At 66.8% G+C, this 20760-nt stretch carries 20 protein-coding genes and 1 tRNA gene; 10 read left to right on the top strand and 11 right to left on the bottom strand.

The window, feature by feature from the left end; translation table 11 throughout:
* Nucleotides 1–28: 28 nt before the first annotated feature.
* Entirely contained in the window at nt 29–2323 is a 2295-nt protein-coding gene (locus tag NA12_RS24680; protein ID WP_067455926.1) for an MMPL family transporter, read from the top strand.
* A 175-nt stretch (nt 2324–2498) separates the two neighbouring features.
* Nucleotides 2499–4790: an MMPL family transporter gene (locus NA12_RS24675; RefSeq protein WP_067455923.1), complete on the top strand. Its 2292-nt coding sequence runs from the start codon at nt 2499–2501 to the stop codon at nt 4788–4790.
* A gap of 39 nt (nt 4791–4829) precedes the next feature.
* Here the strand turns inward: NA12_RS24675 and NA12_RS24670 are convergent, their stop codons facing one another.
* The 3 genes from NA12_RS24670 to NA12_RS24660 form a co-directional block, all read right to left on the bottom strand.
* The gene (locus tag NA12_RS24670) at nt 4830–5078 is read right to left on the bottom strand and encodes a hypothetical protein (protein WP_307188360.1); all 249 of its coding nucleotides are present in this window, start codon (nt 5076–5078) and stop codon (nt 4830–4832) included.
* Between the two features lie 155 nt (nt 5079–5233).
* On the bottom strand, nt 5234–5704 hold the full coding sequence (locus NA12_RS24665; protein ID WP_067455917.1) for an NUDIX domain-containing protein: 471 nt from the start codon (nt 5702–5704) through the stop codon (nt 5234–5236).
* Between the two features lie 4 nt (nt 5705–5708).
* Complete coding sequence (locus NA12_RS24660) at nt 5709–6449, bottom strand: DUF5919 domain-containing protein (RefSeq protein ID WP_067455915.1); 741 nt, start codon at nt 6447–6449, stop codon at nt 5709–5711.
* A 155-nt stretch (nt 6450–6604) separates the two neighbouring features.
* Here NA12_RS24660 and NA12_RS33855 point away from each other — a divergent pair, with 155 nt between their 5' ends.
* The 4 genes from NA12_RS33855 (at nt 6605) to NA12_RS24650 (ending at nt 9648) form a co-directional block, all read left to right on the top strand.
* Nucleotides 6605–6940: a hypothetical protein gene (locus NA12_RS33855; protein WP_132369750.1), complete on the top strand. Its 336-nt coding sequence runs from the start codon at nt 6605–6607 to the stop codon at nt 6938–6940.
* A gap of 99 nt (nt 6941–7039) precedes the next feature.
* The gene (locus NA12_RS33850; protein WP_157106412.1) at nt 7040–7201 is read left to right on the top strand and encodes a hypothetical protein; all 162 of its coding nucleotides are present in this window, start codon (nt 7040–7042) and stop codon (nt 7199–7201) included.
* Between the two features lie 75 nt (nt 7202–7276).
* Nucleotides 7277–7774 carry a hypothetical protein gene (locus NA12_RS24655; RefSeq protein WP_067455912.1) on the top strand — a complete coding sequence of 166 codons (498 nt, stop codon included), beginning with the start codon at nt 7277–7279 and terminating at the stop codon, nt 7772–7774.
* A 29-nt stretch (nt 7775–7803) separates the two neighbouring features.
* A complete protein-coding gene (locus NA12_RS24650) occupies nt 7804–9648 on the top strand; it encodes a hypothetical protein (protein ID WP_067455909.1) in 1845 nt (614 codons plus the stop codon).
* 126 nt (nt 9649–9774) lie between these two features.
* Here the strand turns inward: NA12_RS24650 and NA12_RS24645 are convergent.
* The 3 genes from NA12_RS24645 to NA12_RS24635 form a co-directional block, all read right to left on the bottom strand.
* Nucleotides 9775–9865, bottom strand: a tRNA-Ser gene (locus tag NA12_RS24645).
* Between the two features lie 46 nt (nt 9866–9911).
* Nucleotides 9912–10346, bottom strand: coding sequence for a nucleoside deaminase (locus NA12_RS24640; RefSeq protein WP_132369802.1), 435 nt, complete (start codon nt 10344–10346; stop codon nt 9912–9914).
* A gap of 11 nt (nt 10347–10357) precedes the next feature.
* Complete coding sequence (locus NA12_RS24635; protein ID WP_067455904.1) at nt 10358–10897, bottom strand: tRNA adenosine deaminase-associated protein; 540 nt, start codon at nt 10895–10897, stop codon at nt 10358–10360.
* Between the two features lie 58 nt (nt 10898–10955).
* On the opposite strand from NA12_RS24635, the gene NA12_RS24630 reads away from it, so the two are divergent.
* Nucleotides 10956–11903 carry a prephenate dehydrogenase gene (locus tag NA12_RS24630; protein WP_067455902.1) on the top strand — a complete coding sequence of 316 codons (948 nt, stop codon included), beginning with the start codon at nt 10956–10958 and terminating at the stop codon, nt 11901–11903.
* Between the two features lie 7 nt (nt 11904–11910).
* Here NA12_RS24630 and NA12_RS24625 read toward each other — a convergent pair whose 3' ends face one another.
* The 3 genes from NA12_RS24625 to NA12_RS24615 are packed head-to-tail and all read right to left on the bottom strand — an operon-like array spanning nt 11911 to nt 16137.
* Complete coding sequence (locus NA12_RS24625; RefSeq protein WP_132369749.1) at nt 11911–12528, bottom strand: putative glycolipid-binding domain-containing protein; 618 nt, start codon at nt 12526–12528, stop codon at nt 11911–11913.
* 49 nt (nt 12529–12577) lie between these two features.
* Nucleotides 12578–14437, bottom strand: coding sequence for an ABC transporter ATP-binding protein (locus NA12_RS24620; protein WP_174551127.1), 1860 nt, complete (start codon nt 14435–14437; stop codon nt 12578–12580).
* Nucleotides 14434–16137 carry an ABC transporter ATP-binding protein gene (locus tag NA12_RS24615; protein ID WP_084473069.1) on the bottom strand — a complete coding sequence of 568 codons (1704 nt, stop codon included), beginning with the start codon at nt 16135–16137 and terminating at the stop codon, nt 14434–14436. Before NA12_RS24615 ends, NA12_RS24620 begins: the two co-directional genes overlap by 4 nt.
* 460 nt (nt 16138–16597) lie before the next feature.
* Here NA12_RS24615 and NA12_RS24610 point away from each other — a divergent pair, with 460 nt between their 5' ends.
* Entirely contained in the window at nt 16598–17731 is a 1134-nt protein-coding gene (locus NA12_RS24610) for a DNA cytosine methyltransferase (RefSeq protein WP_067456050.1), read from the top strand.
* Between the two features lie 65 nt (nt 17732–17796).
* On the top strand, nt 17797–18204 hold the full coding sequence (locus NA12_RS24605) for a very short patch repair endonuclease (protein ID WP_255284099.1): 408 nt from the start codon (nt 17797–17799) through the stop codon (nt 18202–18204).
* Between the two features lie 18 nt (nt 18205–18222).
* Here NA12_RS24605 and NA12_RS34725 read toward each other — a convergent pair whose 3' ends face one another.
* On the bottom strand, nt 18223–18351 hold the full coding sequence (locus tag NA12_RS34725; protein WP_255284098.1) for a hypothetical protein: 129 nt from the start codon (nt 18349–18351) through the stop codon (nt 18223–18225).
* A gap of 149 nt (nt 18352–18500) precedes the next feature.
* Between NA12_RS34725 and NA12_RS24600 the strand changes: the two genes are divergently transcribed.
* Nucleotides 18501–19181 carry a DUF998 domain-containing protein gene (locus NA12_RS24600; RefSeq protein ID WP_243654794.1) on the top strand — a complete coding sequence of 227 codons (681 nt, stop codon included), beginning with the start codon at nt 18501–18503 and terminating at the stop codon, nt 19179–19181.
* On the opposite strand, the gene NA12_RS24595 is transcribed toward NA12_RS24600, so the two are convergent.
* Nucleotides 19174–20754, bottom strand: coding sequence for an esterase-like activity of phytase family protein (locus NA12_RS24595; RefSeq protein ID WP_067455896.1), 1581 nt, complete (start codon nt 20752–20754; stop codon nt 19174–19176). The genes NA12_RS24600 and NA12_RS24595 overlap by 8 nt on opposite strands.
* Between the last annotated feature and the right edge of the window lie 6 nt (nt 20755–20760).

The following is a 20760-nucleotide window of genomic DNA, read 5'->3' as shown; positions in this document are numbered from 1 at the left end:
ACCCGTTCTTCGCGCTAGGAGCACACGCGTGTCCGTATACCTGTACCGCTGGGGAAAGTTCGCTTTCCGCCGCAAATGGATTGTGTTGCCGGTCTGGCTACTGCTGTTCGTGCTGCTCGGCGGTCTCGGCGCCACGCTGAGCAAGCCGATGTCCAACGACTTCAGCATGCCCGAGCTCCCGTCGGCACGCGCCAACGAAATCCTCGACAAGCACTTCGAAGGCATGTCGAAGCAGTTCTCGATGGATGCCGTCACCGGCACCTACGTCATCGGCGCGCCGGAGGGCCAGAAGCTCACCGATCCCGCCAACCGGGCCGCGATCGAGGCGTTCATCGCCAAGCTCAACGACCTCGCGATCGTCGATCACGAGCAGAAGCTGTCCAGCCCGGTCGCGGCCACCGAGGAGATGGGCTGCCTGGCCGCCCCTGACCCGTCGAAGTGCTCGTCCGCCCCGCTCAACGTGCTGAACGAGACCGCGCCCAACACTGTCGGCGTGCTCAGCGTCCCGTTCACCATCAAGGCCGTCACCGACGTGACCGACGCCGAGCGCGATGCCGCCTACGAGGTCGGCGCCGAAGCCCGCAACGCCGGGCTGACCGTCGAGCTCAGCGGCTCGATCGCGATGAAGCAGGAACAGCCCAGCGGCAAGTCCGAACTGATCGGCATGGGTGTCGCGCTGATCGTGATGGTGGTGGCCTTCGGCGCCATCGTCGCCGCGGTCGTGCCCATCATCACCGCCATCGTCGGCCTCGGCGCCGCGACCTCGCTGATCATGCTCGGTACCTCGGTGATGGAGGTGCCCGCCTTCACCACCTTCCTGGCCTCGATGATCGGCATCGCGCTGTCGATCGACTACGCGCTGTTCATCGTCTCCCGGTACAAACACGAACTGGCCGTGCGTGATTCGGCCGAGGAAGCCGCCGGTACCGCACTCGGCACCGCCGGTTCGGCCGTGGTCTTCGCCGGTCTCACCGTCATCATCGCGCTCGGCGCGCTCGGCATCGTCGGCGTGGAGTTCCTGACCTTCATGGGTCTGGGTGGCGCCATCGCCGCCGCGTTCGCCGTGCTCACCGCCGTCACCCTGATGCCCGCGCTGATGGGTGCCTTCGGCAAGTCGCTGTTCAAGCCGAAGCTGCCGATCGTGGCCCAGCACGATCCGGAAGACGAGACCTCGGTCACCAACGGCCAGCGCTTCGCCAAGGTGATCGCCAAGGCCCCGTGGGTCGCGCTGGTCCTGTCGGTGGTCGTGCTCGGCGCGCTCGCCGCGCCTGCCGCCGGTCTGAACCTCGGCCTGCCCGGCGACGACAGCATGCCGAAGACCTCCACCATCCGTAAGGCCTACGACCTGCGGACCGAAGGCTTCGGCGAAGGCAGCAACGGTGTGCTCATGGTCGCCGCCGACCTGAGTGGCACGCCCGAGGCCGAGCGCAAAGCCGCCGTCGGCGCGCTGCGCGCCAAGCTCGAGTCCTACGAAGGCATGGACTACGTCACCGAGCCGGTGTGGAGCAAGGACAACCAGGGCGCCATCCTCAACGGTGTCCCGAAGTCCGGTCCGAACAACCAGGCCACCAAGGACCTGGTCGCCGAAGCACGTGGCGCGGAAGCGGATCTGAACGCGAAGTACGGCATGGCCTACGGCATCACCGGCACCACCGCCATCTACGCCGATGTCGACCATGTGCTGCTCAGCAAGATCCTGCCGTACCTGGCGATCGTGGCCGGTGCCGCGTTCATCCTGCTGATCCTGGTATTCCGCTCGATCCTGGTCCCGCTCACCGCCGCGCTCGGCTTCCTGCTGTCGATGGGCGCCACCTTCGGCGCGACGGTGCTGATCTTCCAGCAGGGCAAGTTCGGCCTGATCGAGGATCCGCAGCCGCTGGTCAGCTTCCTGCCGATCATGTTGATCGGCTTGGTCTTCGGCTTGGCCATGGACTACCAGGTGTTCCTGGTAACCCGCATGCGCGAGGAATTCGTGCACGGTAAGTCGGCCAAGGACGCGATGGTCTCCGGTTACCACCACGGTGCCCGCGTGGTGACCTCGGCCGCGATCATCATGATCTCGGTGTTCGGCTCCTTCATCCTGGAGACCGACGTCACCGCCAAGTCGTTCGGTTTCGCGCTGGCCGCCGGTGTGGCGATCGACGCGTTCATCGTTCGCATGATCGTGGTGCCGGCACTGCTGGTGATCATGGGCAAGTGGTCGTGGTGGATGCCGAAGTGGCTCGACCGCATCGTGCCCGATATCGACGTCGAGGGCGCCAAGCTCGAGCAGCTGCGCGCCGACAAGGTCGAAACGGTGAAGCACCCGGTTTCGGTCGGCTGACCCACCCATCACGAGCACGGCCCCGCAATCCGCTACCGGATTGCGGGGCCGTTCTTTTCGCTTGTCCGCGCTGCACCGGTGCTTGATATCGCCGTTGCTGGGCACCAGACTCAGGGCAGTTCGACCGGCTACACCTCCGATCCGCGCTTCGCACCGATCCACGAGGAGAAGAACCGTGTCCATCTATCTCTACCGGTGGGGCAAGCTGGCCTTTCGCCGCAAATGGGTTGTGCTGCCCGTCTGGTTGCTGTTCTTCCTGGTGCTCGCGGGGCTGGGATCCTCGTTGCAGAAGCCGATGACCGACGACTTCAGCATGCCGAACCTGCCCTCGGAGCGGGCCACCGAGATCCTCGACAAGCACTTCCCCGGTATGTCGGAGGCATTCGCGTTCGACGCGGTGACCGGCACCTATGTCGTCGGCGCGCCCCCGGGCCAGAAGCTCACCGATCCGGCCAACCGCGCCGCGATCGACGGCCTGATCGGCGACCTGGAGCAGCTCGAGATCGTCGACCATGCCGAACCGATCGTGAACCCGATCACCGCGACCGAGGAAATGGGCTGTCTCACTGGACAACCCGATCCATCGAAGTGCAGCGGCGCGCCCCTGAACGTGCTGAGCGAGACCGCGCCCGAGACCGTCGCGTACTTCAGCGTCCCCTTCGCGATCACCGACTTCGCCGACATCACCGCCGAGGCACGCGACGCCGCCTACAACGCCGGCGACTCCGCCCGCGCGGCCGGGCTGACGGTCGAGATCAGCGGCACCATCGCGATGGAACAGGAGATGCCGAGCGGCAAGTCCGAGATGATCGGTATGGCCGTGGCATTGGTGGTGATGATCGTGGCGTTCGGTGCCATCGTCGCCGCCTTCGTGCCGATCATCACCGCGATCGTGGGGCTGGGCGCGGCGACATCGCTGATCTTCCTGTCCACCTCGGTGCTCTCGGTGCCGAGCTTCACCACCTTCCTGGCCTCGATGATCGGCATCGCGCTCTCGATCGACTACGCGCTGTTCATCGTCTCGCGCTACAAACATGAACTGGCGGTGCAGGATTCCGCTGAAGAGGCGGCCGGTACCGCGTTGGGTACGGCGGGTTCGGCGGTGGTGTTCGCCGGGCTCACCGTCATCATCGCGCTGGTCGGGCTCGGCATCGTCGGGGTCAGATTCCTGACCTTCATGGGTCTGGGTGGCGCCATCGCGGCGGCGTTCGCCGTACTCACCGCGATCACCCTGATGCCCGCGCTGCTCGGCGCCTTCGGCAAGGCGCTGTTCAAGCCGAAGCTGCCGCTGATCGCCCAGCACGATCCAGAGGACGACAGCGTCGTCACCAACGGCACCCGCGTCGCCAGGGTGATCGCCAGGTTCCCCGCCGTCACGATGCTGCTGGCCATCGTGGTGCTCGGCCTGCTCGCCGCGCCGGCGCTGAACCTGAATCTCGGCCTGCCGGGCGAGGACAGCCTGCCCAAGTCGACCACCGTCCGTAAGGCCTACGACCTGCGCACCGAGGGCTTCGGCGAGGGCAGCAACGGTGTCCTGCAGGTGGCCGTCGACCTCAGCGAAACCCCCGTCGACCAGCGCGCGGCGGCGCTCGACGCTCTACGCGACAAGCTGCGGTCCTATTCCGATATGGATCTGGTCACCGAGCCGCAGATGAGCAAGGACGGCGCGGGCGCCCTGATCAACGGCATACCGAAGACCGGCCCCAACGCGCAGTCGACGAAGGATCTGGTGCAGTCGGCGCGCGCCGCGGAATCCGATCTCAACGAGCAGTACAAGATGTCGTACGGCATCACCGGAACCACCGCCATCTACGCCGATATCGACCATGTCCTGTTGAGCAAGATCGTGCCGTACATGGCGATCGTGGCCGGTGCCGCGTTCATCCTGCTGATCCTGGTATTCCGGTCCATTCTGGTCCCGCTCACCGCCGCGCTCGGCTTCCTGCTGTCGATGGGCGCCACCTTCGGCGCGACGGTGCTCATCTTCCAGGAGGGTGAACTCGGGCTGATCAAGGATCCCCATCCGCTGGTCAGCTTCCTGCCGATCATGTTGATCGGCTTGGTCTTCGGCCTGGCCATGGACTACCAGGTGTTCCTGGTCACCCGCATGCGCGAGGAGTACGTGCACGGCGCCGACCCCACCGACGCGGTGATCAAGGGCTATCACCACGGCGCGCGCGTGGTGACCTCGGCCGCGATCATCATGATCTCGGTGTTCGGTTCGTTCCTGCTCGAATCCGATGTCACCGCCAAGTCGATGGGTTTCGCGCTGGCGGTGGGTGTGGCCTTGGACGCGTTCGTCGTCCGGATGGTGCTCATTCCCGCTTTGCTCGTGCTGCTGGGCAAGTGGTCGTGGTGGATGCCGAAGTGGCTCGACCGGATCGTGCCCGATATCGATATCGAGGGCTCGCGGCTGCGCGAGGTCCAGGCCGCGCAGCGATCGGTCGTGGCGACACCCACAGGCTGAGCGTCGATGGCCGGGGAGCTCTGGTTCCCCGGCCATTTCCTACTGACTCGGTTGCGGCACTTCGCATTCGGTGACACGCGGATTGAGCCCGATGTAATTCGTCGGCCCCGCCGCGGCGGTGACCGCGATGGTGGCCCAGTCCGAACATTGCTTGGGCAGGTGGGCGAAGTGGTGGCGTTGCCCGGCGGCGAGCAGCCCGACGGCGAGCCAGCCGAGCACGACGAGGACCATAAGTTTTCCCCCGAGCCCCATCCCGGACTTCGCGGGTGGCGGCTGTCGCCCGCGCATAATCATCGTTCCTTCCAGGATTCGGTGTAACCCAGTCTATTACGCGAGGAATACACGGCAGGTCGGAGCAGGTGAATACCCGACGACAGTTCTCGCGCCCTCCCGGACAGGAAAAGCCCCGCCTGCTGCGCAAGCGAGGGGCTTTTGGCGCAAACTCAGCCGAGATAGGGCGCGATTCGCCCTTCCATGTAGTGAGCCAGCCTGAGCCGCTGCGTGTGGTGCATGTCGAGGCCGGCCAGCTCCGCCGGGGCCACGAACCGCAGCTCTGTGGACTCGTCGGAGATGGCGAGGCTACCCCCGGTGACACGAGCGAGGAAGCACACGTTGAACTGGCGCCGGACCTCACCGTCGCTGTAGGCAATGACGTGGCGCGGGTCGGTATAGGTCCCCACCAGCCCGGTGATCTCGATATCGAGGCCGGTCTCTTCCTTGACCTCACGCACCGCGCAACCGGGGAGGCTGTCGGTCATCTCCATACCGCCGCCGGGCAACGCCCACAGCCCATTGTCAGTGCGCCGCTGTAGCAGGATGCGCCCCTGGTCGTCACACACCACCGCCGACGCCGCGACGACGAGGCTGTTCGGCTCGGGTGCGTTGGGGTCGTCGTAGAACTCGGTGCGCGCCATCTGCTCAACCTTTCACCGGTCGGCCGGTCTGCCAGACCGCATCGAAACTGTCGGCGTAGGTGTCGAATAGGCCACCGTCGACGATACGGCGCAGGTGCCAGACGGGCGCGGCGTAAGCGTTCGTGCCCCACACGTGCGCGTTCACCATCATCTCGTCGTCACCCCGGTAGACGCTGTTGTAGAGCGTCGTCGAGTGCGTCCGTATCTCGATCCCGGGCGTCGCGTGCAGTGCTTGGAAGTGCAGCAGGGCCAGGCGGCAGCGCGATTCGATGCCGTGGCCGAACTTCTCTTCCCTGCCGCGCTGCTGGACGTTGGCGCTGTCGGCGTCGCCGACGGCGATCCGCACCGTGCAGCCGGCCGCGGCCCGCTCGACAAGCAGAGTGTTCAGCCGCGGGTACGCCTCGTGCAGGAACACCGCCGCGTAGACCAGGATGTCGATGCGCTCGTGTGCTCGTGCGAAGAGGTCGACGAACATGGACGGGGCAACGTCGGCGCGCTGGCCGTAGAGCGCGACGAGTTCGGGGCTTACCGCGCGGGCGGCGCGCGTCTGCCGGAGCTCGGGCCACAGCGCGTGCAGGTCTTCGCCGAGGCAGTCGGCGGCCTGGATTGCGGTCTGGCGCCTAGGAACTCGACCTAGGTTCACCCATCGCTCGACCGATTTCGGATCCACATTCGTCGCCTCAGCCAGGATCGCGTGTGTCCATCCGCGCGCGGCTATCGCGGCTCGCAACCGCTCGTTCGACATAGGGACGTTCTACACCCGTCGGGACGTCCTGAAGTGAGAAACGTAGGAGGTTCCGCTGTCTCGGTTATCGGCGGACGCTGAGTTCAGCCGCGCCGCCGGGTGGCCCTCATCCCCCGGCGGCGGAGGCACACCAACTCTGGAGAGAGAAGGCCGTCATGTGGGGGTTAGAGCGGGATATTCAGGTGCCGGAGCAACAGCGAGCGCGAGAGCCGCGCACCGCGGCGAACGCGGTCACCGTGCAGGAAATCATGGACCGCATCAACAGCGAGCACGAAGACGAGGGCCGCCCGTCACCAGTGCTCAACCATGCCGCACCAAGCGGACCGATCACGGTCGAATATGCGCGGATCCTGATGCGGCAGCATCGGGTCTGTAACCGAGACGAGTGCCCGGCGAAACGTGCAGCGTTCGCGTTACTTGTGGACAAGGGGATCATGTCCCCGAGCCCATCGGCCGGCCAGCTCGAACCGGGAAGGATCCGGGCGTCATGAATGACGAAGACCTGGCGCGCGAGCTGGCCGTGTTGCACGCCGACACAACCGCGGCGGTCGACGCGGCCGCACCCGGACCGACGGCCGCCCGACGACGACATGAACACGCCGAGCGTCCTCGCGAACGGCATGTGGGCCAACCGCTGGAACATGATCTGGCGCGTCACCGAGGACCGCGACAAACGAGCGCGGTTCGTGGCCGTGCACCTGGACGAGTGCCGCCGATGGGCAGGCGCTCAACTCCGGAACTCGAAACACTGAACGGTGCGCTGTGGCTACCCTGATATACGCAGACCGGATCACACTCGACGCGAGCACACCGGAAAGGCGCACCCCATGGGCGAAGACCGGCCGTATTCAGAGATCGAACTCCGTCGCCTGGCGAAACAACAGCGGTCGCCGGAATTCCGGGCGTGGCAGGAACGCGAAGCAGAAGACCTTGCCGAGCTCATCAGCGTGGTTCCCTGTTTGGCCGATCTGGATGACCCATGGACCGATGCCGGGCTGTCCGCGATCGAGGACGCGGCGTTGGCCCGTTTTCCGCATATCGGAGAGGAAGCCACACCCGAGGAAATGGCCTACCTCGCACTGTGTGCCCGCGGCATCGGACACATCTACCTCCGCACCATGGGCGAAGGCCACTGGGTTTGGGTCAAGCTGTACGAATCCGTCCCGATCGGCCCCGCGATCGAACTTCCGGGTCACACGTTCTGGACTGATCCGGGCCTGTCGATTCGCAAGATCATCCTCTACCGGAATGCTGGCGAGCTGGTGCGCGAACGTGATCGGCTCATCGCCTGGACACGCGAGGCCGCAAAACGCTCCATGGTGTAGCCCGCTCCCCCCGGTGACGGGGGCGCACGGTGACTGATCCCACCCCCGGCGGCGAGCAGTCGCATGACATTGTTCCCCGGACGGATCGCGGTCTCACGGAGGCCGGGGACGCCGGGCACAAGGCTTACGTGATGGCCAGGATCGCTGAGGCTGCCACCCAGCTCGACAAGATTCGCGACCCGCTGGACTGGCAACGCCAAGTCGAGTTGTGGGGTGACCGAAAACTCCTGCACGACACGATGATGTACGGCCACCAGCACCTTCAAGGCCGCACGGAAGCGCAGGGGTGGCGACACGAGCACCCGCAACCCACAACCTTGGGACCGCGCAGACACGACGCCGCGCAAGTCGTTCGGGTTGCCGGGGTCGAGATCGTTGGCACCACCACCGAATTCAAGGCCGGATGGGTCAGCAAGAAGGAAGGGCTGCGGCAGCTCTACAAAGAACGCGAACTCCTCGCGAAGGGCCTGACGCAGGACCGCAGCGAGTACATCATTCGTGAGTCACATCCCCCGCATCCAGAGGTAATGCGCGAAGCCCAGCAACTCGCGAAGGACTACCCCGGCAAGTTCGTGGTTGTCGAGCTGTCAGAGCCGCAGTTCGAGCGCGCGGTCGAGGCCGGCCGTCCGATCGTGCGCGCGAAGACGGTCGAGAAGCTGGGGCATTTGATCGAGAAGGTGCGTGACTCCCCCGAGTTGCGGACCGTGCCGCGCGCGCTGGAGCAGTTCACCCGCGAGATCGAGAAGGCGAAAGAGCGAGGCAACCCGATCGGGTTGGAGGCGTTAGTCCAGGCCCGCGATGATCTGGCGTACCTGGTAGAGGCCGACAAAGGGTTCACGCAGCGTGTCGACAAAGCTGCACGCGAAGCGTCGCAGTTGCGGTTGAAGGAAGCGCAGATCGTCGAGCAGGTACAAGCCCAGCAACGCGACCAACGCGCGCAGGCGTTGTGGCAGCAGGTGGCGCGGGTGGACCGGGAGATCGTGTTGTCCGCGGTGAGTTCGGTGCGTGCGCAGGTGCCCGCCAAAACCCCAGTGAAGCAGTTGGAGCTGCCGGGGGTCGATCCTGTGATGGCTCGTGCCATGGGCGGGATGCTGCACCTGATGCAGCAGCGCGAGATCGAGGATCGGTTGGTGTTGGAGCGGGAAGTGTTGCAGGGGTTGGCTTTACCGACACCAGTGCATCGTGAGGTCGCCGAACTCGTGCTGGCGCAGCAACGTGACACCCGCGGTCAGGCGGTCACGGTCGAGCATGTGAAGGCGGCGGAGCAGGACATTCGGGAGAAGGCCCGTGCGGTGCAAGCGCGGGAGGTTCGTGAGCGGGAGAACCGGGAGCTGATGGCCCGGATCGCCGACGCACACAACAAAGCCCTGGAGCGGGCTGCCCTAGAGCAGGGCAAGCCTCGCGGGGTAGACCGGCTAGAAGACAAGGCCCGAATGGAACGGGCCCCGGAGTTGGCGAACATCCTGCGGTTGGACGCGAAGCGGCTGGCAGAGCGAGGTATCGACCCACGGGTGGTAGACGCGATAGCGCGGGGAACGGCACGGCCGGACGACAAGGCTCATGCTCTCGTGGTCGAGGTCGGTGACGGTCCTCGCTGGGTGGACAAGCACAGCCCAGAGGTAGCGCTCGCCAAGCAAATTCAGATGGTCGACAAGGGCGTAGACCTGAACCTGGTGTACGTGCGGCAGGCGACGGACCGTGGGATGTCCGCGCCTGCTGTGGCACGGTCGCGGGAGGACTTGGAGCAGAAGCGTTTGGAGTTGGAGCGCGAGCGAACACTACAGCGAGAACCGCATCCCGAGCTGAAGTCACGGGCACGCGAAGGACCCGGATTATCGAAGGGGATCGAGAAGGGACTCGGACACGGGAGGTAATTGCGGGCGGCGTACGGAGGCCAACTGCCGCGACCGGAGTGTGGGCGAAATGTGGGTACAGACCGAACGGGTAGGCCGATACGGCATAAAAAAGCCTCTGACCTGGGCTTAGCAGGTCAGAGGCTTTGGCGGTGGCGGAGGGATTTGAACCCTCGGAGGGGGGTTACCCCTCACACGCTTTCGAGGCGTGCTCCTTAGGCCGCTCGGACACGCCACCGCCGACTACGGTACCGGAGCGGGTGGGAGATTGTTAAATCGGCTGGTCAGCGCTGGTTTTTGAAGAAGGTATCGAGGAGGGCGACGCAGTCGGATTCGAGGATGCCGCCGCGGACTTCGGGGCGATGGTTGAGTCTGCGGTCGCGGACCACATCCCAGAGTGAGCCGACGGCGCCGGTCTTGGGTTCCCAGGCGCCGAAGACGACCTTGCCGACCCGGGCCAGTACCAACGCGCCCGCGCACATCGTGCACGGTTCGAGAGTGACCGCCAAGGTCGCGCCCTCGAGGCGCCAGCCGTCACCGTGGACGGCGGCCGCCGCGCGCAGGGCGAGAACTTCGGCGTGTGCGGTCGGGTCACCGAGGGCTTCCCTGGCGTTGGTGGCGCGGGCCAGTTCACGGCCTCGCGCGTCGAAGACGACGGCGCCGACCGGCACATCGCGCGGGTCGGCGTCGGCTGCGGCCGCCAGGGCGGCGCGCATCATCTCCTCGTCGGTCACCTCGGCATTTTGTCCAGGACCGCGGCGAATTCGTCGGCGAAACCGAGGCGCTGGGCGATCATGCCGAGCTGCTCGTCGGGGTAGAGGTCGGTTTCGGCCAGGATCACACTGAAGACCGGCTCGGGCAGGCCGAGATCGGCCAGAACTCCGAGGTCGCCCTCTTCCCACGGCTCGACGTCGTCGAGGTCGTCGGGATCGATGTCGGGAATCTCGACATTGAGCACGTCGAGGACGTCGGCGGCGATGTCGTAGTCGATCGCCGCGGTGGCGTCCGAGACGAGCAGGCGGGTGCCGCTCGGCGCGGGACGCAACACGATGAAGAATTCGTCGTCGACGTCGATCAGGCCGAAGACCGCACCTGAGCTGCGTAAAGCCTTAAGTTCGGTCTCGGCCGCCGACAGATCGTGCAGGGCATCGGAGCTGAGCGGGCTGACCCGCCATGTGCCTTCTTCGCGGACCACGGCCACTGCGAACCCTTCGACGTCGAAGTCGTCATCCGACGTCGCCCTGTTCGTGCCCGAGCGCTGTGCTGCCATGGACCAAACGGTAGTCTGTCCCACCCCTAATGATGAACTCGTGTGCCAATCTGTTCAGATGAGCATCGACGAGCGTGGGGCTGTTTGCGTCCTCGGGACCGGCCTGATCGGCGGTTCGCTGCTGCGCGCCGCCGTCGCAGCGGGGTACCCGGCGTTCGGTTACAACCGCTCCGAGACCGGCGTTTCCGCCGCGCGCCAGGACGGGTTCGAGGTGTCAGGGGACCTGTCGGCGGTGCTGGCTCGGGCCGCCGAGGTGAACGCGCTGCTGGTGATCGCGGTGCCGATGCCCGCGGTCGAACACCTTCTGGCCGAGATCGCCGCACACGCGCCCGGCTGCCCGCTGACCGATGTGGTGAGCGTGAAGGGGCCAGTGCTGGACGCGGTGCGAAAGCATGGCCTGGAAGCCGACTACGTGGGCGGACATCCGATGACGGGAACAGCCGAATCGGGTTGGGCTGCTACTGATTCCGAACTTTTTCGGGATGCCGTCTGGGCCGTCGGAGTGGATGAGGGAACCCGGGTGCGACCGTGGTCGCGGGTGGTGGCGCTCGCGGTGGACTGCGGTTCGGTGGTGGTGCCGGTGGTGGCCGAGGAACACGATCGAGCGGTCGCGCGGATCTCGCATCTGCCACACATGCTGGCCGAAGCGCTGGCCGCCTCGGGTGCCGAGGGCGGCAGGCTGGCGCTCGGCCTGGCGGCGGGCTCGTTCCGCGACGGGACCCGTGTCGCCGCCACCGCGCCCGACCTCGTGCGCGCGATCTGCGAGCCGAACGCCACCGCGCTGGAACAGGTTCTCGACGAGGCCATCGAGACACTCGTCACTGCGCGCGATCGCCTGCGCGCGGACGGCGGTCTCGGCGAACTCGTCGAGACGGGTTTCCGCGGCCGCACCGCCTACGACAACCGCGCCACCTGGGACATCACCGGCATCACCCCCGGCGTCGGCGACTGGCTGGGCGAGCTGCACCGCGCAGGTCGCGACGGTGGGGTGCTCCGCACGCTCTGAGGATGAGTCAGGCGCGTTCGGCCAAGCCTGGGTAATCGAGGACGAAACCTTCCGGATCAACCGTGAGGGTGGCGCTCGAGACCGGTGAGAGGACGTTGATACCGTCGGACGCGCTCGAGTAGGTGAGCTCGGCCTCCTGCACCAGCAGGTCGGGCAGCCGCACATAGACGACGGGGACCTGGACGTCACCGACGGCGTTCTGCAGACCGAACCGGCGGATCGGCAGCGTGTTGAAGAACGGGCTCAGCACCACGTCGACATCGAGTGCGCCGCCGAAGGTGGAGCGCACGTGGGTGCCGCCCGCGTCGACGAGCCAGTAGTTCTCCTCGTCGCGCGAGATCGAGGCATGGCGTTCGCCTGCCGCCGTGGTGGTGCGCAGCGACAGCCGCCGCGTCGCGCCCGCCTCATCGGTGACCAGGTCGTAGGACGCGCTGAATGCCGGGTGCTCATCGCCGGCACAGCCGATCATCCGGCCCGCCGCCCTGATCCGATTGCCGTTCACTGTCACCCGCACCGATTCCATGCGGCTGTTGTCGTGGGCACGCCAGGTGAGCACCGCGGGCCACCGGGAGGCCGGTCTGATCTCGGTGGGGCCGTCGGCCGGGCCCGGGGCTGGGGTCGTCACCTCTCTACGGTAAGCGACACCAGCCCCGGTACCGCACAACACGGGCGCATCACACCAGCGAATCCCGCCATGCGGCGTGCAATCCAGCGAAACGGCCCTGGCCCGCGATCAGCTCGGCCGGTGCGCCGTCCTCCACGATCCGGCCACCGTCGAGCACCAGCACCCGGTCGGCAATGGCCACGGTGGACAGCCGATGGGCGATGATCACGGCCGTACGGTCGCGCAGCAGGGTCTCCAGCGCGCGCTGCACCAGCCGCTCACCGGGGATATCCAAGCTGGAGGTGGCCTCGTCGAGGACGATCACCGCCGGGTCGGCCAGGAACACCCGCGCGAACGCCACCAGCTGCCGTTGACCCGCCGAGAGCCTGCCACCGCGCGTGCGCACGTCGGTGGCGTACCCGTCGGCGAGTCCGCCGACGAAGGCATCCAGCCCCACCGCCCGCGCGGCAGCGGTGACCTCGGCGTCGGTCGCGTCGGGCCTGCCCAGCCGGATGTTGTCGGCGATGGTGCCGGAGAACAGGTAGGCCTCCTGCGTGATCATCACGACGTGCCTGCGCAGCTCGACATCGGCCAGGCGGCGCAGATCCACGTCGTCGAGGGTGATGACACCACCGCTGGGGTCGTAGAACCGGGTGAGCAGTTTCGCCAGCGTCGACTTGCCCGCACCGGTGGCACCGACCAGCGCCACCACCTGACCGGCCGGGATCTCCAGATCGAATTCCGGCAGCACCGACGTGGTGTGGTAGCCGAACCAGACCTTGTCCATCCGCACCGCACCGCTCGCCCGCTCGAGCGCGACCGGATGTTCGGGTTCGGCGACGGTCGGTTCTTCCTCGAGCACGCCGGAGATCTTCTCCAGCGCCGCGGCGGCGGACTGGTAGGAGTTGAACACCTGCGCGAGTTCGTCGAGCGGACCGTAGAACTGATCGAGGTAGAGCAGATACGCCGCGAGCACGCCGATCGCGAGGTTGCCCTCCATCACCTGCCAGGCACCGACCAGCAGCACGATCACCGTGGTGAGCTTGCCGATGAAGTTGGACAGCCCGACGTAATCGCCCATCCCGCGAATCGCGGTGGTCGTCGCCTGCTGGTACACCGAATCCTCGGTGCCGAGAACCTCGTCGTTGCGGTGTTCGCGCCGGAACGCCTGGACCGCCCGGATGCCGCTCATCGACTCGACGAACTGCACGACAACGCGCGCGATCGCTCCGCGCGTGCGCCGGTAGCCCGCGCGCTGACGCCGTTGCGCCCACCGCGTGACCAGCATCAGCGGCACGAACCCGATCAGCACGATCGCGGCGAGTAACGGGTCGAGCCAGATCAGCAGGGCCGCGATGGTCACCACCGAGATCACCGCGCTCAGCGCCTGATTCAGCGCGCCTTCGAGCAGCTCCTGCAGTGCTTCGATATCGCTGGTGAGCCGGGTGACGACCTTGCCCGAGGTGTACTTCTCGTGGAACGACACGCTCAATCGCTGCGTGTGCCCGAACGCGCGTACCCGCAGGTCGAACAACACCCGCTGACTCAGCGACCCTGAGGCTCGCAGGAACACGAAGGTGGTGAGGCCCGAGAACAGCGTCACCGCGACGAATCCCGCGACGGTCGCGACCATCGGTGTCCAATTACCTTGGCGGCCTTGGCTGATTCCGTGGTCGAGCCCGTAGGCGATGAACAGCGGCAGCGACACCTTGGCCGCGTTGTCGAGCACGATCAGGACGAAGGTGAGAATCGCCTGCTTGCGGTAAGGCCGCACCAGATCGAGGAGCAATCTCCGGGATCGCCCGGCCAGCACCAGGTTTCCGGTGCCGGTGACGGCATCGTCCTCCTTGGCGATGCCGCGCCAGTCGGCCGCCGCATCGACCTGCTCCGCTGGCGCCGCCTTCTCCGTTGTCACGGCGTCGGTGCTCATTGCTCACCTCCCATCAGTTCGCGGTAGTGGCTGCTCGTGCGCAGCAGCTTCTCGTGGCTGCCCTCGGCGACGATGCGTCCATCGGCGAGCAGGGCGACGCGGTCGGCCAGCGCGGCGGTGGACGGCCGGTGGGCGACGAGCAGTGTGGTCGCGCCGGAGAGCACCGACCGCAGCTGAACCTGTACGCGCTCTTCGGTTTCCACATCCAGCGCCGACAGCGGATCGTCGAGGACCATGATCCGGCCAGGGGTGGAGGTATCGCCGGTGAGCACCGCTCTGGCCAGGGCCAGCCGCTGACGCTGGCCGCCCGACAGACTCATGCCCTGCTCGCCGATGCGGGTATCGAGTCCCCATGGCAACGCGTCGACGAACCCGTTCGCCTGCGCGATCTCGAGCGCCTGACGCACGTCGGCGTCGGTGGCGCGCGGGTCGCCCAGTGCCACGTTCTCGCGCACGCTGGCCGAGAACAGCACCGGTTCCTCGAAGGCCACTGTCACCACCCGGCGCAGCTGCGCCAAGCGCAGCGTGGCGATATCGACGCCGTCGATGGTGATCCGGCCACCGCTGACGTCGTAGAGCCGGGGAATCAGTTCGAGCAGCGCGGTCTTGCCGCTGCCCGTCGCGCCGACGAGCGCGACCGTCTCCCCCGGCCGCACCCGCAGCGAGATCTCTTCCAGCACCGTGTTCTCCGGACCGTCACCCGATCGCGGGTAGGCGAAGCGGACCCGGTCGATGACCAGTTCCCCGTGCAGCGGCGTCGGTAGTTCCGCCGGGTGCGGCGGGTCGGCGATGTCGAGCGGGGTGTCGATGATCTCCCAGTAGCGATCGGCCGCGGTGCGTGCCTCGAACAGATCCGACAGCAGGAAGCCGAGCCAGATGATCGGCCACTGTAGGAACGTGGCCAGCGTGATGCTCGCGACGAGCGTGCCCATCGTCATCGACCCGTGCACCACCGCGTAACCGCCCACCCCGAGCGACACCGCGATCGACACGGTCGGCAAGGTCACCAGCGCCGCCCACAGCGTGGCGTCGAGGCGCACCTTTTCCATCTCCGTGCGCTGTAGTTCCCGGGAGAGCGCGGTGAAACGCATCCCGAAGAAGCGGCCACGCCCCAGCGCCTTGAGTACCCGCACGCCCTGCGCGGATTCCTGGGCGATGGTGGCAAGGTCGCCGGACTGGTCCTGCGACAGCCGCGAGGCCACCTCGAATCGGCGGACGAAGCGCGCGCAGAACAGCGTCAACGGCAGCGATATCACCGTGAAGATCAGTCCCACTTGCCAATTCATCGCGAACAAGACGATCAGCCCGGTGGGCAGGATCACCCCGTTGACGATGAGAAACGTAGCGGCGAACGCGACGAACCGCCGCAGCACCGACAGATCGTCGATGGCGCGCGAGAGCAGCTGCCCCGACTGCCAGCCGTCGTGGCGGCCGATCGACAGAGCTTGCAGTTGCGTGAAAAGCTTGGCGCGCATGGTGATTTCGAACATCGTCGAGGGCTTGGACACCAGCCATCGCCTGCCCCACATCCCGAACGAGTCGAGCGATCCGAGCAGGAAGATCAGCGCGACCGGCGCCAGCAGACCGACGAAATCCCGCCGCGCGATCGGGCCGTCGATCACCCGCGCGATGACCATCGGAATCGCGATCGCGGTGCTCGCGGTCAGGATCGCCAACGCGTTGGCCAGCAGAAACGGCACCCGGTAAGGGCGGAGAAAAGGCAGAAACCGCCTCAGCGACCGCAGTGCCCCACTCGACGGCGGCGCTGGCCGCTCCGGTCTGTCGGCCTCCGATTCGGCAGCCGCCAGCTCTGATGTGACAGACAAAACTCCCCCTTGATGCCCGGTCGGCTGGTTGGTTTTCCGGTACGGACGCCAGGTGATGTTCGCACCGGGGTCCGACAAGTTCGGCCCGTCCAGCGTCCCAGAGCACCCCCACCCCCGGCCACCGATTTTCCTCGTCACAGGCCCGCCCGTCCACCCCTGCCGAGCGGCGGGGCGCCCGCCATCGGAAAGGATCGTTCGCGGCCGGTGCGTGTTCAGCGGACCGATACACTTCGCCACAGGCGCGAGGGAGCGGGTCGCTGACGAGCGGACCACCCGAGTGGCCGCTGACCCGAGCGCGCCGGCGCTCCAGAACACAGGAGTCTCGTTGTCGCGGATGGTCGGGTTGTTCGCCGGGATCGGCGGGCTCGAACTCGGTCTGAGCAGGCACGGTTGGGCTTCGGAACTGCTGTGTGAGATCGATTCCGGTGCCCAGGGCGTCCTCGCGGCACGGTTCCCCGGCACCGATCTGCACGCCGATATCACCCGGCTGCGGTCCCTTCCCGCGGGCACCGAACTGGTCGCGGCAGGTTTCCCGTGCCAGGACCTCTCCCAGGCCGGACGCACCGCCGGCATCACCGGCCGTCGATCCGGCCTGGTCGACGAGGTGTTCCGGCTGGTCCGCAGGCAGCGCGGGCCGCGGTGGCTGTTGATCGAGAATGTCCCGTTCATGTTGCAGCTGGGCCGGGGCGCGGCCATGCGCCACATCACGGCCGCACTGGAGGAACTCGGGTACACCTGGGCCTATCGGGTCGTCGACGGGCGCGCGTTCGGCTTACCGCAACGACGTCAGCGGGTGCTGATGCTGGCCTCACGGACCGAGGACCCCCGCCAGGTGCTGTTCGGCGACGATGCCGGTCCCCGTGACTACGGCGATCCGGACCGCGATCCGTGCGGCTTCTACTGGACCGAGGGCGTGCGCGGCCTCGGCTGGGCGGTGAACGCGGTACCGACCCTCAAGGGTGGTTCCGGACTCGGCATCGCCAGCCCACCCGCGGTCCGGCTGCCCGCGGGCGAGATCGTGACGCCGGGGATCGTCGACGGTGAGCGATTACAGGGGTTCGACGCCGACTGGACCGCCCCCGCCCTCGATGTTCCCGGCGTGCGCCGAGGTCATCGCTGGAAACTGGTGGGCAACGCCGTGAGTGTGCGGATGGCGAGCTGGGTCGGCGAACGGCTGGCCGCGCCGTCGGACCCGCTGACCGTCGGCGAGCCGATAGCCGCGGGCCAGCCGTGGCCCAAAGCCGCCTGGGGTCACGCGGGCATCGTGTACCGCGTACCCCTGTCGACCTGGCCCGTCCACGAGCCCTACGAGGACCTGAAGAACTTCCTCACCGAGCCCCGTCTACTCTCCCCCCGCGCGACGGCGGGATTCCTGCGTCGTACCGAGATGGGCAGCCTGCGTTTCCCACCCGGATTCCTCGACGATGTGCGCGATCACCTCAACCGGATGGGCGGCTGGGCGGCGTGAGCGCGCGGCGGAAAGGCAACGGGGAATCGCCCGTCTCGTCGACGCCCTCCGCTGCGCGAAGGCCGGTGACCGACGCCGCGACAAGCGCGCGCATGTCCAAGCAGCGACGCGCTGATACCGCACCGGAGCTGGCGTTACGCCGTGAACTGCACCGCGCGGGCCTGCGCTATTTCGTCGATCGCCCACCCCTCAAAGGTCAGCGTCGCCGGGCGGACGTGGTGTTTCCACGACTGCGCATCGCGGTCTATGTCGACGGCTGCTTCTGGCATCGCTGTCCTGATCACGCGACCGATCCGAAGAACAACGCGCAGTGGTGGGCCGACAAGCTGGCCGGCAATGTCGCCCGCGATCGGGCCACCGACCTCGCGTTGACCGCGGCGGGCTGGGCGGTGGTCCGGGTCTGGGAGCACGAGGATCCGCAGGCGGCGGCGGAGCGGATCACCGCACTGGTGAAACGCGCTAGAGCTAGCTGATCTGCGGTTGTCGGGGTTTCAGCGACGACGCCGACCGCCGTCGGCGCGAACCCGCACCGGGGCGCGCGACGCGTCCGCGGCGACGAAGCCGGATACTGCCAGCGCGAGGATCGTGGCGAAACCGGCCAGCGCGATCACGTAGCTCATCGAGAACCTCTCCGTTGGTTATCAACCAGCCTGCACGGTGAACCTGAAAGCAACCTGTGCGTGCCTGTTGTGCTGCTCGATGAAATCACGTCCCGGCTCTCGACGCGCCTGATCAGGGCGGCCGAGGCCGGACAAGCACAATGGTCGGTGTGACCGAATCCGCACGGCACACCCGTCGCTACTCGTTGCTGATCGCCCTCGCGATCGCGATCGCGGGCCTGTGCTACTCGTCCTGGCTGCTGGAATTCGCGCTGCCGATCGACACCGACCCGGTCAACGACTTCCTCAGCGAACTCGACGCCGAGGGCAAGCCCTACCGCGCGGTGTTCGGCACCGCCGACAAGATCGTCGGCCTGTTGCTGATACCGGCCGCGCTGGGTGGACTGCTCGTTTTTCGGCGCCGCCGGTTGACCACGATCGGCTGGACGGCCCTGCTGTGCTTCGGTGCGTCCACCATCGCCGACGCCCTGCTTCCCCTGCACGACTGCGCCCCGGGCGAGAGCGCGTGCGGCGGCGACAGCGGGCTGTTCCCACAACTACACCAACCGCACGCGCTAACGAGCACACTGGCCGTCACCTCGATCGCGGTGGCGGCATTCGCGTTCAGTCTCGCCTCGTATCGCTACCATCGCTGGCGAATTCTGCGTGAATTCGGTGTCGCCGTGCTGGTCCTCGGGTCGGCGGCGACCATCTGGATGATGGTCGCCGACAACCTGTCCGGCTCCTATTCACTCGGCATAGCCCAGCGGATTCAGGTCGGCGCGATGTCGCTCTGGCTACTCGCCCTGGCCACCGCGGTCCTGCTCGAGGCCCGCGAGTGGACTACTTGACGGTGATCTTCACCGTGTAGCCGTCGATCTTCGCCGGCAGCTTGGTGGTGTCCACCGCGAGCACCTCGCCGGTGTCCTGCACGCCATTGGGCAACGTCTTGGGCTTCAGGCCGAACGGAGGCTGTTCGCCCTGACTGGCGGCCAGGCCGAAGTCGCTGTCGTTGGCGATATAGATGGTCTTGCCGCCGTCGAGGGTGGTGATACCTTCGATCTTGTCGTGACCGAAGAACCGGCCCTTCTCGTCGAGCGCGGCGACCAGCGCTGAAAGGTCCAGGTTGCTCTTCTTCGCGACCGGGGTGACGCCGATCTTGGTCAGCGCGGCAACGGCATCGGCGGTCGGGGTGACGCCGATCAACGTCTCCAGTGGCTTGCCGTCGATCAGCAAGCCGCCCTTCTCGGCGTCGTAGGTCGCGCCCGGCACGGCCGCCTGCGGACCGACATCGGTCGCACCCGCGATGTCGATGGTCCAGATCTTCTTGTCCGATTTGGGCGCGAGGTTGCCGTCACGCTCATCGACCAGGAACGTGGTGGCGCTCAGCGCGGTGATCTCCGAGACCGCGACCTTCGACTGCTTCGGGTTCTCCAACGGGTACAGGAATTCCCGCTGCGCCTTGGTCTTCAGATCGACGGTCACGATCCGCGCGAACGGCACCTCCTTGGCCGAGCCGCTCAGGCCGGGGGTGTTGAGCGCGCTCTGCACCACGCCGACCAGGGTGCTGCCGTCGGGGGTGATGGTCAGCCCCTCCATGCCCTGGTTGGGCGTGCGTAGTGCGATCTCCTTCGGCAGGCCGTTGCCGGGCGCGAGCCGCTCGATCTCGGTGCCCTTGGCATCGAAATGCACGAGAAACGGGCCGTATTCGTCGGAGACCCAGAACGTGCCGTCGGCCAGTGCGACGAGGCCTTCGGGATCGAGGCCGTGATCGGTAGGCGGCAGCACATTGCCCTGGAGGTCTTTGATGGTCTCGCCGGTACTGGCCGAGATGTCGACCTGTCCGTTGAACGGAGCGCCCGACTTGCTCCGCAGCTCGATGCTCGACTGCAGCACGGCCTTGTTGTCGACCAGCTTGAACCGACCGATCTTGGGCACGAAACTCGGTGTGGGCGAGAGCTTCTCATTCTTGCCCGGACCATCGACATTCGGTCCGCGGTCGGTGAGTCCGTAGAACTCGTCATGGCTACCGGGCACCGTGGTCCAAGCCGAGCCGAAACCACTGCCCTGCACCGTGGCGCCACCGAACTCGCCGAGCACCGGAATATCGGTCGTGTAGAGGCGAACCGCGTCGGTGGTGTTCACGGTGAACTGGTCGAGACCGGTGTAGCCGGTGCTCGGGGTGTAGACATAGGCGCCGTCGGCGCGGCGGGTGACATTGCCGTGCTCGGGCTCGAGGCTGACGCCGAGCACCGCACCGGTGCCCGCTTTGGCGACCAGGTCGTCGAGCGAGATCACCAGCGGCTGGTCCTTGCCCGCGGTGAAGCCGGCAGCGGAGTCGGGTGATGAGCAGCCTGCCACCGCGGCGGCGGCGCACAAAGCGGCGGTGAGAGGGAAAAGACGAAGACCTGGACGCACGTTCATTTCCCA

The organism is Nocardia alba NBRC 108234, from assembly GCF_001612665.1.
Taxonomy (GTDB): Bacteria; Actinomycetota; Actinomycetes; order Mycobacteriales; family Mycobacteriaceae; genus Nocardia; species Nocardia alba.
The sequence above is the reverse complement of the archived record's forward strand: the minus strand, read 5'-3'. Positions and strand labels throughout refer to the sequence as shown.